This window comes from Thalassospira lucentensis, from assembly GCF_032921865.1.
GTDB lineage: Bacteria > Pseudomonadota > Alphaproteobacteria > Rhodospirillales > Thalassospiraceae > Thalassospira > Thalassospira lucentensis_A.
Map to the genome: position 1 here is coordinate 2,085,428 of NZ_CP136684.1, position 12,469 is coordinate 2,097,896.

General features: G+C 54.9%; 11 protein-coding genes. 4 read left to right on the forward strand and 7 right to left on the reverse strand.

Features of this window, described 5'->3' with window-relative positions:
* Positions 1–270 precede the first annotated feature (270 nt).
* Positions 271–2,124, forward strand: coding sequence for an ABC transporter ATP-binding protein/permease (locus R1T41_RS10255; protein WP_317341458.1), 1,854 nt, complete (start codon positions 271–273; stop codon positions 2,122–2,124).
* Positions 2,125–2,223: 99 nt separating this feature from the next.
* Entirely contained in the window at positions 2,224–3,306 is a 1,083-nt protein-coding gene (locus tag R1T41_RS10260) for a YHYH protein (protein WP_317341459.1), read from the forward strand.
* A gap of 6 nt (positions 3,307–3,312) precedes the next feature.
* On the opposite strand, the gene R1T41_RS10265 is transcribed toward R1T41_RS10260, so the two are convergent.
* Positions 3,313–4,269, reverse strand: coding sequence for an AEC family transporter (locus tag R1T41_RS10265; RefSeq protein WP_317341460.1), 957 nt, complete (start codon positions 4,267–4,269; stop codon positions 3,313–3,315).
* 126 nt (positions 4,270–4,395) lie between these two features.
* Between R1T41_RS10265 and R1T41_RS10270 the strand changes: the two genes are divergently transcribed.
* On the forward strand, positions 4,396–5,013 hold the full coding sequence (locus R1T41_RS10270; protein WP_181850028.1) for a DUF4269 domain-containing protein: 618 nt from the start codon (positions 4,396–4,398) through the stop codon (positions 5,011–5,013).
* Here R1T41_RS10270 and R1T41_RS10275 read toward each other — a convergent pair.
* From R1T41_RS10275 to nadB, 4 genes are all read right to left on the reverse strand, one after another.
* Positions 5,003–6,085 (reverse strand): sensor domain-containing diguanylate cyclase, encoded by a 1,083-nt coding sequence (locus R1T41_RS10275; protein WP_317341461.1) that lies wholly within the window; start codon positions 6,083–6,085, stop codon positions 5,003–5,005. The genes R1T41_RS10270 and R1T41_RS10275 overlap by 11 nt on opposite strands.
* A 42-nt stretch (positions 6,086–6,127) precedes the next feature.
* The gene (locus R1T41_RS10280) at positions 6,128–7,213 is read right to left on the reverse strand and encodes a sensor domain-containing diguanylate cyclase (RefSeq protein WP_062958764.1); all 1,086 of its coding nucleotides are present in this window, start codon (positions 7,211–7,213) and stop codon (positions 6,128–6,130) included.
* A 74-nt stretch (positions 7,214–7,287) separates the two neighbouring features.
* Positions 7,288–7,728, reverse strand: a complete 441-nt coding sequence (locus R1T41_RS10285) for an MOSC domain-containing protein (protein ID WP_317341462.1) — start codon at positions 7,726–7,728, stop codon at positions 7,288–7,290.
* Between the two features lie 14 nt (positions 7,729–7,742).
* Positions 7,743–9,389 carry an L-aspartate oxidase gene (nadB, locus tag R1T41_RS10290; RefSeq protein ID WP_317341463.1) on the reverse strand — a complete coding sequence of 549 codons (1,647 nt, stop codon included), beginning with the start codon at positions 9,387–9,389 and terminating at the stop codon, positions 7,743–7,745.
* A 228-nt stretch (positions 9,390–9,617) separates the two neighbouring features.
* Between nadB and R1T41_RS10295 the strand changes: the two genes are divergently transcribed.
* Positions 9,618–10,037, forward strand: coding sequence for a GFA family protein (locus R1T41_RS10295; RefSeq protein WP_317341464.1), 420 nt, complete (start codon positions 9,618–9,620; stop codon positions 10,035–10,037).
* A 20-nt stretch (positions 10,038–10,057) separates the two neighbouring features.
* Here the strand turns inward: R1T41_RS10295 and R1T41_RS10300 are convergent, their stop codons facing one another.
* Together R1T41_RS10300 and R1T41_RS10305 are read right to left on the reverse strand one after the other, a co-directional pair.
* Positions 10,058–11,044, reverse strand: coding sequence for an SAM-dependent methyltransferase (locus R1T41_RS10300; RefSeq protein WP_317341465.1), 987 nt, complete (start codon positions 11,042–11,044; stop codon positions 10,058–10,060).
* 88 nt (positions 11,045–11,132) lie between these two features.
* A complete protein-coding gene (locus tag R1T41_RS10305) occupies positions 11,133–12,434 on the reverse strand; it encodes an esterase-like activity of phytase family protein (protein ID WP_317341466.1) in 1,302 nt (433 codons plus the stop codon).
* Between the last annotated feature and the right edge of the window lie 35 nt (positions 12,435–12,469).

A 12,469-nucleotide genomic window follows, 5' to 3' on the forward strand; every position in this document is an offset into this window, starting at 1 on the left:
CGGAATTGCCGGGGCGGGCTTATCGCAATTTTATCGACAATTTGACAAAATATCCCTCTGACCGCGCAACTGCAATCGTCTAGCGTCGATAAATCAATGTTTTGCGAACTATCCCGTAGACGGAAAGACACGCTTTCTTGTCCAGCTTGCTTGCCAAATCATTGATTACGGGCCATCTGTTGTTTTGGGAAAGCGGGACGTCAATTAGAAAGCCGGGGCTGTGTCGGACACGCCACATGGTGCCCACCAGGGGATAAGAAGTTGAAAAACATGGGTGATAACCAGCCATCAGCCCGCGCTGAATTTGGTGTCGTTAAAACTTTTCTGCCGTATCTGTGGCCGCGTGGCGAGTTCGAACTCAAGACCCGTGTGGTGATCGCCCTGCTGTTTCTGGTCGGGGCGAAGATCGCCAACGTTTATGTCCCGGTTCTGTATAAATACGCGGTTGATGCCCTTGGCGGCGGCAAAGCTGGTACCGGCTCCGCAGGGGCGGACACGACATCCCTGATCGTTGTGCCAGTGGGGATGATCGTCGCTTACGGACTTGTGCGTGTTTTATCCTCGGCCTTCGGGGAATTGCGCGACGCCGTTTTTGCCAAGGTCGCGCAACGCGCCATTCGGACATCCGCCCTTGGTGTCTTTGAACATCTGCATGCCCTGTCGCTGCGGTTCCATCTGGATCGCCAGATGGGCGGGCTTTCGCGCGCGATTGAACGCGGGGTCAAGGGGATCGAATTCCTTTTATCCTTCATGCTGTTCAACATCCTGCCGACCCTGCTTGAAATCTTCATGGTCTCGGGCATTCTTTGGGTGCTGTATGATTTCTGGTTCGCGCTGATCACGTTTGTCACCATCGTGATCTATATCGCCTTTACCCTGATCGTCACCGAATGGCGAATGAAGTTCCGCCGCGAAATGAACCAGCGCGATGACGAGGCCAACACCAAGGCCATCGACAGTTTAATCAACTATGAAACGGTCAAGTATTTCAATAACGAGGATCACGAATCCCGTCGTTATGACAATGCCCTGCGCGGCTATGAAACGGCGGCGGTGAAGTCACAGGAATCCCTGTCCAAACTCAATATCGGGCAGGGTGCGATCATTGCAGTCGGTCTGGTTCTGAACATGCTTCTGGCGGCAAATGGCGTTAAAAGCGGCAATATGACCGTTGGCGACTTTGTGCTGGTGAATACCTATCTTTTGCAGCTTTATATGCCGCTGAACTTCCTTGGTTTTGTCTATCGCCAGATCAAGCAGTCGCTGACTGACATGGAACGCATGTTTTCGTTACTCGATGTTGAAAAGGAAGTCGAAGACAAGGTGGGCGCACCGCCACTGGCCTGCGGTGAGGCGGCAATCCGGTTCGAGGATGTCAAATTCGCCTATAACCCTGACCGCCAGATACTGAAAGGTGTCAGTTTCGAGGTTCCGGCGGGCAAAACCGTTGCTGTCGTCGGGCCAAGCGGGGCGGGAAAGTCGACCCTGACCCGTCTGATGTTCCGTTTCTATGATGTATCATCGGGCAGGATCACGATTGACGGGCAGGATATCCGCGATGTGTCGCAGACATCCCTGCGTCGCTCGATTGGTATCGTCCCGCAGGACACGGTCCTGTTTAACGATACGATTGCCTATAACATCGCCTATGGCCGACCCGGCGCGGACGAGGCGGAAATCAACAATGCTGCCAAACTCGCCAGTATCGATGGCTTCATCGCCGGTCTACCGCAGGGCTTTAAAACCATGGTCGGTGAACGTGGGCTTAAACTCTCCGGCGGAGAAAAGCAGCGTGTGTCGATTGCGCGCATGTTGCTGAAACGTCCGAAAGTCATGATCTTTGACGAGGCAACATCGGCCCTTGATACCCGTACTGAAAAAGACATCCAGCAGGCACTTCGCGATGTGTCGCGCGGGCATACGACGCTGGTGATTGCGCACCGGCTTTCGACCGTGATCGATGCCGATGAAATCATCGTGTTGCGTGACGGGCAGGTCGCGGAACGTGGTCGCCATCAGGACCTTTTGGAACAGGACGGCCTTTATGCCGAAATGTGGGCCCAGCAGCAGGAAATCCGAGAGGCCGAAGAAATCCTTGCCCATGCCGGGGAAGCGACCACTTAGGACGTTTTTTTACTGGAATCCTCCCGTTTCAATCTCCACTATAAAATCGGATGGCATTGGGAGCCGTCCGGTCGGGGGAAGAAACCGGGGGGAACAGTAATGAGACTAAAAGGCCGACATGATCATCAAGGTCATGATCACCATCATCCTCATCACGATCATGAGGTGGATGAAGGCGTTTATCGCGATAATCACGCATCCGAAATTGACCGGATGCGTCGCAATATGCTGGTCGGGCTTGGCATGTTGCCGCTCGCGGCTATGGTGCTTAACCCGGTGCGGCAGGCCTGGGCGATCAGCAATGAGGTCAATATCCGCGAAGACGGGCAATATCGTTACATCCGCTCCAACGCGATCCCGGATCACGCGACCGGCAGCTTCCCCAATCGTCACAATCCTAACAGCATCAAGGCACAGTCGCTTGAATTTCGTCTGCCGGTCAATCCGCAAAGAACCGGGCGCTTCATACCCAACACCCACGGTTTGTTCGGGATTGCGGTCAATGGGGTGCCGTTTGACCCTTTCACCGCTGAATACTGGCAGCGTGATCGGCAATCCGGATGGCGGTACGAGGCGATATCGCCCACGCTTGATCTTGGTCTTGATGAAAACAACGCCCATGTGCAGCCCGATGGCACGTATCACTATCACGGCATGCCAAAGGGTTTGATCAAAAGCTGGTCACCGGAACAGCATTCAATCCGCATCGGTTTCGCCGCAGATGGTTTCCCGATCTATGCCCTGTTTGGCTATCACGATCCTGAGAGACCTGATGCCGGGGTCAAGGCGCTGAGTAGTTCGTGGCGCGTGAAAAAAGGTGTGCGTCCGGGCGGGCCGGGTGGCAGTTATGATGGCACCTTTGGCGAAGATTATGAATTTGTCCCCGGCCTTGGTGACCTTGACGAAGCCAATGGCCGTGAAACCGTTACCCCGGAATACCCCGGCGGTACCTATGCCTATTTCGTGACAGAAAGTTTCCCCTTCATTCCGCGCTTTCTTGCGGGCCAATCCGATCCAAGCTTTGCCCGGGGGCCGGGTGGTCTTGGACCGGGCGGTGGACCAGGTGGCGGACCGGGCGGCCAACGACCCGGCGGTGGTTTTGGCGGGCCAAAAGGCTTTCCGGGGGATCGTCCTCCTCCGCCGCCATTCGGCCGTAACGGTGGTCGCGGGCCGGGTGGTTAAGCCCACTTAGGGCATGGGCCCGAAGACCTGCGTGATATCAAGAAGCCAAAGTGCCGTTGAAATGGTGATGAAGGATAGCAATGTTGCAACCATAAGCGATGCGGCACACAATCCTTCATGGCCATAACGTTGCCCAAAGATGGCGTAGATGCTTAGCATCGGAGAACAGGCGAAACTGACTGCCGCAATCTGTAAAACCGGTTCCATTGGCGGCAGTATCCAGACCAGAGTGAATACGGCAACCGGATGCAGGACCAGCTTGCCGAAGACAATGCGGGCCATGTCAATCCGCATGCCTTTCAGCTTCAACCCGACCAATCCCGCACCGATGACAAACAGGGCCACTGGGCCGGATGCCATGGCCAGCATATCGATTGCCTTCAGGGCCGGACCGGGCAAGTTGATTCCTGTAAGGGCAAGACAAAGCCCAATAAAAATCGCAATGATGATTGGTGTCTTGCACAGGCTTTTTATCGCATTTCCAAGAACGTGAAGGCGTCCGTGGCCGTTGTTATTGGCACTGTCACCAAGAACAAGAACAAGCGGCATCATTACCAGTGTTTCGATCATTACACATAGTGCAAGCGCGATTGCTGCCGGTGGGCCAAGCACCTGTACCGCCACCGGATAACCGATAAAGCCGCTATTGGAAAAAGACATGCCAAGACCCTGCAGGGTCGCATTGGCAAAGGATTTCCGCGCAATAAAGCGTGTATAGGCGATGCCCAGCGTCAACATGATCAGCGACCCGCCGCCATAAGCGATCAGAAATTCGCCGTGAATGATTTCGGCCGGTTCGCGCCCCGATAGCGTCTTGATCAGAAGGGCAGGCAGGGCAAAATTCATCACGAACGCGCCCATGCCGCGCGCCACATCCTGCGATATGATATTTTGCCGGACCGCGAAATAGCCCAAGGCGATGATCAGAAAGATGGGGCTGGTGATGTCCAGAACGTCAAGCATATGATGGCATGTCCCGAAATCGGCGTGGGTATCTGATCAACAGATCGCGCATGCGCCAAAAATATTTGATTTCATTACATATCCCGTGCAATGGCAGACGGGTCAAGAAATGGAATGGATTTATCAATGAACCAACCGGTAATGGATTGGCCCGAAAGTCTCATGCCCGATGCCTTTCGCGGTCTTGATGTTTTGCGATCCGTTTCCGCGCGTGGTCAAAAGGCCGCCGGTCTGCTTTTGCAGCATGGCATCTGGAATGAACTTGCCGGGTTTGATCCCATTGTTGCCGGAACTTTTCCGATAAATCTTGATATCGTCGGATCAGATGTCGATATTTTGTGCTATTGCCCGGATGCTGACGGTCTCGAAGCCCGGGTGCAGACGTCGTTTGGTTATCTTGATGGTTTTGGGTTGCATCACCGTCCAGCGACGCAGCATGTCGGTTCGGCCATTGTCGTGCGGTTTGTTCTGGATGACCTTCCGGTCGAAATTTTTGCCACAGGCACGCCATCGCAAAGCCAGTTCGGCTTTCGCCATATGCTGGTCGAGGCGCGCGTGATCGCTCTTCTGGGCGAACGCTTTGCATCAGATATCCGGCAATTGAAACGGGGCGGAGTTAAAACCGAGCCTGCCTTTGCCCGCCTGCTGAAGCTTGGCGGGGACCCCTATATCGCCCTTGATGGATTATATGAACTAGGGCCTGATGCCCTTCGTGATCGGGTTATGGCCGCGATCAATCCTTAAGATCGTCGAGACTGCCAAATGTATAAAGCGCACGATAACGCACGGTATCACGTCCGCTTTCCTTGGCCTCGTAAAGGGCTTCGTCGGCAATTCTAAGGATGTCGTGAGGCTCGTACTGTCCCGTTGATTCATTGGATATCCAGGTCGCCCCGACACTGACCGTGATTGGAACGGGATTGCCGTTCATATCGCTGACCCGGCATTGATCACGCACCGTATCGCACAGCTTGTAACCCAGATACATGGTCTGTTCGAGGCGAAGCCCGGGCAGGATACAGACAAATTCCTCGCCACCGAACCGGCCGACAATGTCATGATCGCGCAGGCTGGATGACATGATCGCGGCAATCCCTTGTATCACCTTGTCACCGATCAGATGGCCATAGCTGTCATTGACCTTTTTGAAATGGTCGATATCGAGCATGAAGATACCCGCCGAACCCCCTTTTATCCGCGAACTCGACATTTCGCGCGCCAGCAATTCCTCGAGCCCGCGGCGGTTCCACACCCCGGTCAGGCTGTCGATCATCACATCGCGATGGGCGGCATCAAGGTCGGCCAGAAGCTGTTTCTGGCTGCGTTCGGTATAGCGCAGCGCCAGAACGGTTTCGACCCAGTGGGCCAGATCCTTCAGGGTTTCGATTTCGCTATCTGAGAAATTGCGCGTTTTTGAATCGATAATGCAAAGTGTACCAAGCTTGAATCCTTCCGCGTTCGAAAGCGGAACACCGACATAAGACCGGATATGAGGGGCACCCGCCACTAGCGGATTGTCGCTGAAACGCTCGTCATTGATTGCATTGCCAACGACAAGCGGCGCGTCATGCATGATGGCATGCCCACAGAACGAAATATCGCGCGATGTTTCGGACGCACTCAGATTGACCCGTGATTTGAAAAACTGCCGATCGCCGTCAAGCAGGGAAATTGCCGTAAACTCGGTCTTGAAAATGCGTTCGGCCAAGCGCGTGATCCGGTCAAGCTCCGGGTCGCGAGGTGTCGACAGAATACCCATGCTTTCAAGCGATTTCTGCCGTTCGCTTTCGTTTTCCGGTATCGGTGCAACTTTCAAGCCGAATCTCCTGTGACGACATTGATCTATTTTAGGTAGAATCTAGTGTCGTTCAAGTAGTCCTTTGGTGCGGTCTTTCAGCGGTTCAGCATTGAAGACAACCCTGTCACGGCCGCTGTATTTTGCGCTATAAAGTGCCTCGTCCGCCGTTTCAAAAACGGCCTTTCGGTTGATCGGGCCCATAACGGGCGAAAGCCACGTCGCCCCGATGGAGATTGTTAGATCAAGTGTTTTACCTTCGCTCGTTTCAATCGGGGTATTGCGTAGGATATCGCATAGTTTCTGGGCGATTTTCGGTGTCATGTCACGCGTCATGCCGGGAATGACACAGACAAATTCCTCGCCGCCGACACGGGCAATGATGTCGTTTTCCCGCAGATGATTTTTGAGCATTCCCGCAATGCTGATGATCACCTCATCGCCGATCAGATGCCCGTGAGTATCATTGACCGCTTTGAAGTGATCGATATCGCACAACAGAACGCCACAGGGTTCGGGGACCGGTGCGCCATCCGGAGCCAGCTCGCGATCAAGGATTTCGTCAAGCCCGCGCCGGTTCCACAGCCCGGTCATCGGGTCCATCATGCTTTGGCGCACCGCATCATCAAGGTTCTGCAAAAGGCGTTTCTGGCTGAATTGCGCAAACCGCAGCAGCAAAACCATCTCGACCAGATAGGCAAGGTCCTTGAGGTTATCGATATCGCGTTCGCTCATCTCGCGCGGTTTGTTGTCAAAGATGCAAAGCGTTCCGATCGGATAACCCTCGTGATGATGCACAGGCATTCCGGCGTAAAAAATGATCGGTTCGTTACACGCCACCAACGGATTGTCGCAAAATCGCTGGTCGGCACGCGCATCGTTGATCACCATTGGTCCGGTTCGGGTGATTGCATGTCCGCAGAACGAAATATCACGGCTGCTTTCGAGTTTTTCGAAATTTGCCCGTGATTTGAAAATTTGCCGGTCATGGTCCAGAACCGTCACCGTGGCCGATTTGACGTCAAAGATACGCTTGGCAAGCGACGTGATACGATCCAGTTCCGGTTCTGCATCAAAGGTTGCGATGCGCATTCGCGTAATGACGGCCTGACGTTCGGCTTCGTTATGCGGTATTGGAGCAAGTTCCATTCTTTCCCCCGACCATGCTTCTGCCTTTTAAGTGGGAAGCCGACAGGGGATTTCCAGATGGAACGCAGTACCGGTCAGACAGAAACAACCGCGTCCCCAACGCGGATTGCACCGGGTTCGATGGTGCGGCACGTAACACCACCCCGCCAATCGGGGGAAAGCGCCTTTTCAAGGCCTGCGGCGGCTTCTTCCATCCGGCTACAGGGATCGGTTTCGCCGGTGATTTCAAGGACCAGATCACCGATCCGGATACGTGCCCCCGGCGTTCGTGGCAGTTTCATTCCCCGCACCAGCAAATTGGCCCTGCGCGTGGTCCATGGCAAATCCGCGTGGTCAATCTCGGCACAGGCCGCCAGCCAGTCCTCTTCGGCCAGAACCGTGATCTGGCGTTTGCGAAGCCTGCCGCGATAATCGCCATCAACACCGAGATCAAGACTGACATTAACCTTGTCCAGTGTTTCCATCGGTGCACGGGAACGGGTCTTGCGGGCGATACCTATCAGGGTGGCGGTCATGGCTGTTTCTCCGATCAGGTTTTCCATTGGCCCGATACGACCCAGCGGCCGGCAAAGTTTTCGGGTACCAGAATGGTCTGGCGCGGGGTGGCGCTGTCATCGCGTTCCGGGTAATCGGTGGTGTAATGCAGACCGCGGCTTTCATGGCGCCACAATGCCGACTGGATGATCAGCTTGGCAACCACCGACAGGTTGCGCAATTCAAGCAGGTCATTGGTGACACGGAAATTGCCGTAATATTCGTCGATTTCTGATAACAGCAGATCAATGCGATGCTGCGCACGTTGCAGACGCTTGGTGGTGCGCACAATGCCAACAAAGTCCCACATCACGTTGCGCAACTGTTCCCAGTTATGGGCAACGATGACTTCCTCGTCGGAATCGGTAATCCCGGTTTCGTCCCAGTCCGGCAGGTCATTGAAGCGGTCATCAACCGGAAGGGCTTCGACAATGTCGCTTGCCGCCGCCTCGCCAAATACCAGACATTCCAGAAGCGAGTTCGACGCCAGCCGGTTCGCACCGTGAAGGCCCGTTCCCGCACATTCGCCAATCGCATAAAGCCCGGTCAGATCGGTGCGCCCGCGAAGGTCGGTCAAAACCCCGCCGCAGGTATAATGCGCTGCCGGAACAACCGGGATCGGCTGTTTGGTCATGTCAATGCCATATGTCAGGCAGGTTTCATGGATGGTGGGGAAATGCTCGCGGATGAAATCCTCGCCCTTGTGCGTGATATCAAGGTAAACGCAATCCGCACCCAGCCGCTTCATTTCATGGTCAATCGCGCGCGCGACAATATCACGCGGGGCCAGTTCGCCGCGTTCGTCAAACCGGTCCATGAAACGCGTACCATCGGCCAGCAGCAATTTGCCACCTTCGCCCCGAACGGCCTCGGTAATCAGGAATGATTTGGCCTGCGGATGATACAGGCAGGTCGGGTGAAACTGGCTGAATTCCATATTCATCACCCGGCAACCCGCACGCCATGCCATGGCAATGCCATCGCCTGTTGATCCGTCGGGGTTGGATGTAAACCGGTAAACCTTGCTCGCCCCCCCGGTGGCAAGCACCACGGTGCGCGCATTGAACGACCGGACCTTGCCGGTTGTCAGATCAAGCGCATAGGCCCCGATGCATCGGCGGCCTTCACCGCCAAGCTTGCGGTCGGTCACCAGATCAATCGCAAGGTAATTTTCAAAAATCTTGATGTTCGGATGTTTGGCGGCCTCACCCTGCAAGGTGGTCTGTACCGCCCGCCCGGTGGCATCGGCAGCATGAACGATGCGGCGGTGGCTGTGCCCGCCTTCACGTGTCAGGTGAAAGGGCTGGTCATTGCCGCCCTCCGGATCACGGGTCAACTGGATGCCAAGTTCATCAAGCCATTTGATGGCATTGGGGGCATTGCGCGCTACAAATTCGACGGTATCGCGTTTGCACAGTCCGGCACCGGCAATCAGAGTATCTTCGACATGGCTTTCGATGCTGTCGGCGGCATCAAGAACGGCGGCAATCCCGCCCTGCGCCCAGTTGGTTGAACCATCGTCAATCTTGCCCTTCGATAGAACGGCTACCTTTACATGCGGGGCGAGTTTCAGTGCAGTGGATAAACCGGCAGCACCGCTGCCGATGACAAGCACATCATAATGGAAGGACAGATCGGTCATGATATCCCATCGCTTGTGAGGCAAGGCGACGGATGGCATCTGGCGCGGTGGCGTCATCATCCGGGGCCCGAACAGAAGCGGCAGAATAGGACTGCTTGTGACGAAGCTCAAACATTATCGTCGCAATTTTGCCAGCAATTACATTGATATTGTAACATGTCATGCTTGCATGACATGCATCATCGCCCAGATACTGGGAAACGGAGTTTGATCAGAAGGGGAAGGTAGATGAACGCATCGATACCATCCGGGAAAGTTCATTCTGGCGGCTGCCATTGCGGCGAAGTCCGTTATGAAGTGCACGGCAAATTGCATGATACCAAGATGTGTCACTGCAAACTGTGCCGTAAACTGCATGGCCATGTCAGTTCATATGCCCGGGTGGAAAAGGATGCCCTGCATCTGATCCGCGAAGAAGGATTGCGCTGGTATCGCCTTTCCGATCAAAGTGACCGGGGCTTTTGCAAGGAATGCGGATCATCCCTGTTCTGGCGACCGGTCCGTTCGCAGGAAGTTGCGATTACACCCGGAACGCTTGATGGTGCATCGGGCATATCGACATCTGCCCAGATGTTTTGCAAGGACAAGGGCGACTATTACCCGATTGATCCGACGATCCCCACCTATGACGGGGATGACGAAGCCTGATTGGACGAGTTGATGCGCAGTCAGTCCTGATCGGTCACGCCGGGGACCTTCATCCAGGTCAGTTCGTGCTTGTTGTTGTAAAGATGCACGACCTTTGATCCGGGAATGTCGGCAAACTGGGTAATAGCAGAATAATCAGTGTCGCCCTGCAGCTTGATGGTGCAGATGAAATTGGTTGCCATCCCGGCATCCATCCACTGATTGACCAGCTGGAACAACCGGTCCGGATAACATATCACATCCGAACAGAGCCAGTCGATATAACCGACTTCATCGGGGTTAAGTCCGAATGCGCTTTCCTGCCGGAAATCGACACGTGGCAATTTGGCGATCTTGGGGTCAAGCCGCGCCTTGTCGATGCTGATCACATCGGTGCCAAATTCATGCAAAACCCATGTCCAGCCGCCGGGGCTGCCGCCCAGATCCATGGTGCGATCACCAGCTTGCGGTGTTACCCCAAGCCGCGTGAAGGCTTCCCACAGTTTCAGATAGGCGCGGTTGGGCGGGGTGGTCTTGTCTTCTTCAAACTCGACCTCGCCGTTTTTCCACGGGCTGGAACAATCCATCGACGCGATGATCGTATCGGGATCTGTCAATGTCCATGAACCCAGTGGCGCGGTCGGGGCCGGTTCCCCAAAAACCTGCCGTTTGGCCGATACATGCGGCAGGTTGGCCTCGATCAGTTTCGCACGCGAAAAATGATCGAATTTGAACATGGCCCAGTTGCGCTGATTGAATTTCAGGATTTTGGCCGCACCCTTGATCGACGGGATTGCCATACGCACCGGGTTGCGCCAGACATTCTGTGCCCAGAAAACCCGGCGTTCAGCGCCGGGTGCAAACATCAGCCGGTCGTGGCTTTCGATCACGTCGCCAAGTTCGGCGCGCAACTGATCTTCAAAGCCGACAGGGGCGAGATAGCCGGTCGCATCCATCGGTTCGATGACTGCATCGATACCGTCGGGGATGTCAAAAGTCCGGGTGGTGTGTGTCTGATCGTTTTTCATGGGCCGCTTTTACGCTGATTTTGCCCAATAAAAAAGCGGGAAAGCCGCATAACAGCTTTCCCGCTTCGTCAGGTGCCCGGATTACCGATCAGAACTTGTCGGCCTGAACCAGACCGTCGATCAGAAGTACCTTGGTGGCATCGCCCTTAATTCCGAAATCGTTGTCATTGATCAGGGCGAGCGCACCGTCACCCATAACCGCAAGACCTTCGATCTTGGTCGGGGCCATCGGATAATCGGCACTGTCAAAACGAAGGGTTTTAACAACTGCCTTCAGGTCAAGCTTTGACAGGTCGTTTTCCTGTTCAAGCGACGGGCTGGTCGACATGTCGTCCCAGCGCGATGCCAGAATGTTCGATGCACCATCAAGTTTGACTTCATGCAGTTTGGTGGTGCCGTCGGTCCGTTCCAGAACCAGCAGGCGGTCATCGCCAAGGCCAAGGACCTCGGAAATGCGCGGAGCATTCTGTTTATCGGACGGATCGTTGCGGAAGGTCTGCGGATCATCAAGCTGATAGATATATTCGCCTGCAAGCTCGCCCTTTACGCGGTCATAGACAAACAGACGGGTATTCTTGGCGGTTTTGTACGTATCGGCATTCGGGTTCGCCAGCGGGTTCTGCACCATGAAATACAGTTTGCTTTCATCGGGCGACACGGCCATCGATTCAATGCCGCGGTTGGTCTGGCGGGTGACAAGGATCGCCGGAAGACCGCCGCTAACCTTGTAGGCAGCACCTTCGAAGTCCTTTTCCGAGCCGGCCGGAACAATACGTTCATTAACCGTGCCATCAGCAGCGACATGCAGGATCGACGGGCCATTTTCTTCACCGATCCAGTACGAACCATCCGACAGGCGAATGATACCTTCGGCATCGATCGACGAAACCGACTGTGCCAGTTCCTTGCCATTGGCATCGACCGGCTTTTCGGTTTTGGCAACTGACAGTTTGTTGGTCAAACCGGTCAGCGGCACACCATTCTGGTCTTTCAGCGCAATGACATCCTTGACGTCAAAGCTGCCGTCATCATTCAGGAAGATGGTGTAGATCGACGGCGAATAATCCGGGGTCGGATAGACGCGAACCTTACGGCCCTGGCAAACGACATCTTCGGAAACGCCAAGCACGTCCTGTACGTCATCGCAAACAAAGTTCGGACCGCGATCCGATACCGCATAAAACATATTGGCCGGATCACCCGGACGGCGATAGGCACCCGAACCGAAACCAACCGTCAGGTCACGTGCCTTGCCGCCATCCACCATGACGGTCGACAGATTGTTAATTGCACTTTTGGTTTCGAAAACCTTGACGTCACCCGCCATTGCCGTTGTCGCAAGAAGCATGGCCGCAATACCGGCAAAACCGGCTGCAATCGTCCGTTTCATGGTGTGATCCCCCACATCGTGTAATGCATACGAAG

Coding starts and splice junctions, on each gene's coding strand:
- R1T41_RS10270 (WP_181850028.1), top strand. CDS start 4,396: ATGAACCAACCGGTAATGGATTGGCCCGAAAGTCTCATGCCCGATGCC.
- R1T41_RS10255 (WP_317341458.1), top strand. CDS start 271: ATGGGTGATAACCAGCCATCAGCCCGCGCTGAATTTGGTGTCGTTAAA.
- R1T41_RS10295 (WP_317341464.1), top strand. CDS start 9,618: ATGAACGCATCGATACCATCCGGGAAAGTTCATTCTGGCGGCTGCCAT.
- R1T41_RS10285 (WP_317341462.1), bottom strand. CDS start 7,728: ATGACCGCCACCCTGATAGGTATCGCCCGCAAGACCCGTTCCCGTGCA.
- nadB (WP_317341463.1), bottom strand. CDS start 9,389: ATGACCGATCTGTCCTTCCATTATGATGTGCTTGTCATCGGCAGCGGT.
- R1T41_RS10260 (WP_317341459.1), top strand. CDS start 2,224: ATGAGACTAAAAGGCCGACATGATCATCAAGGTCATGATCACCATCAT.
- R1T41_RS10300 (WP_317341465.1), bottom strand. CDS start 11,044: ATGAAAAACGATCAGACACACACCACCCGGACTTTTGACATCCCCGAC.
- R1T41_RS10280 (WP_062958764.1), bottom strand. CDS start 7,213: ATGGAACTTGCTCCAATACCGCATAACGAAGCCGAACGTCAGGCCGTC.
- R1T41_RS10305 (WP_317341466.1), bottom strand. CDS start 12,434: ATGAAACGGACGATTGCAGCCGGTTTTGCCGGTATTGCGGCCATGCTT.
- R1T41_RS10265 (WP_317341460.1), bottom strand. CDS start 4,269: ATGCTTGACGTTCTGGACATCACCAGCCCCATCTTTCTGATCATCGCC.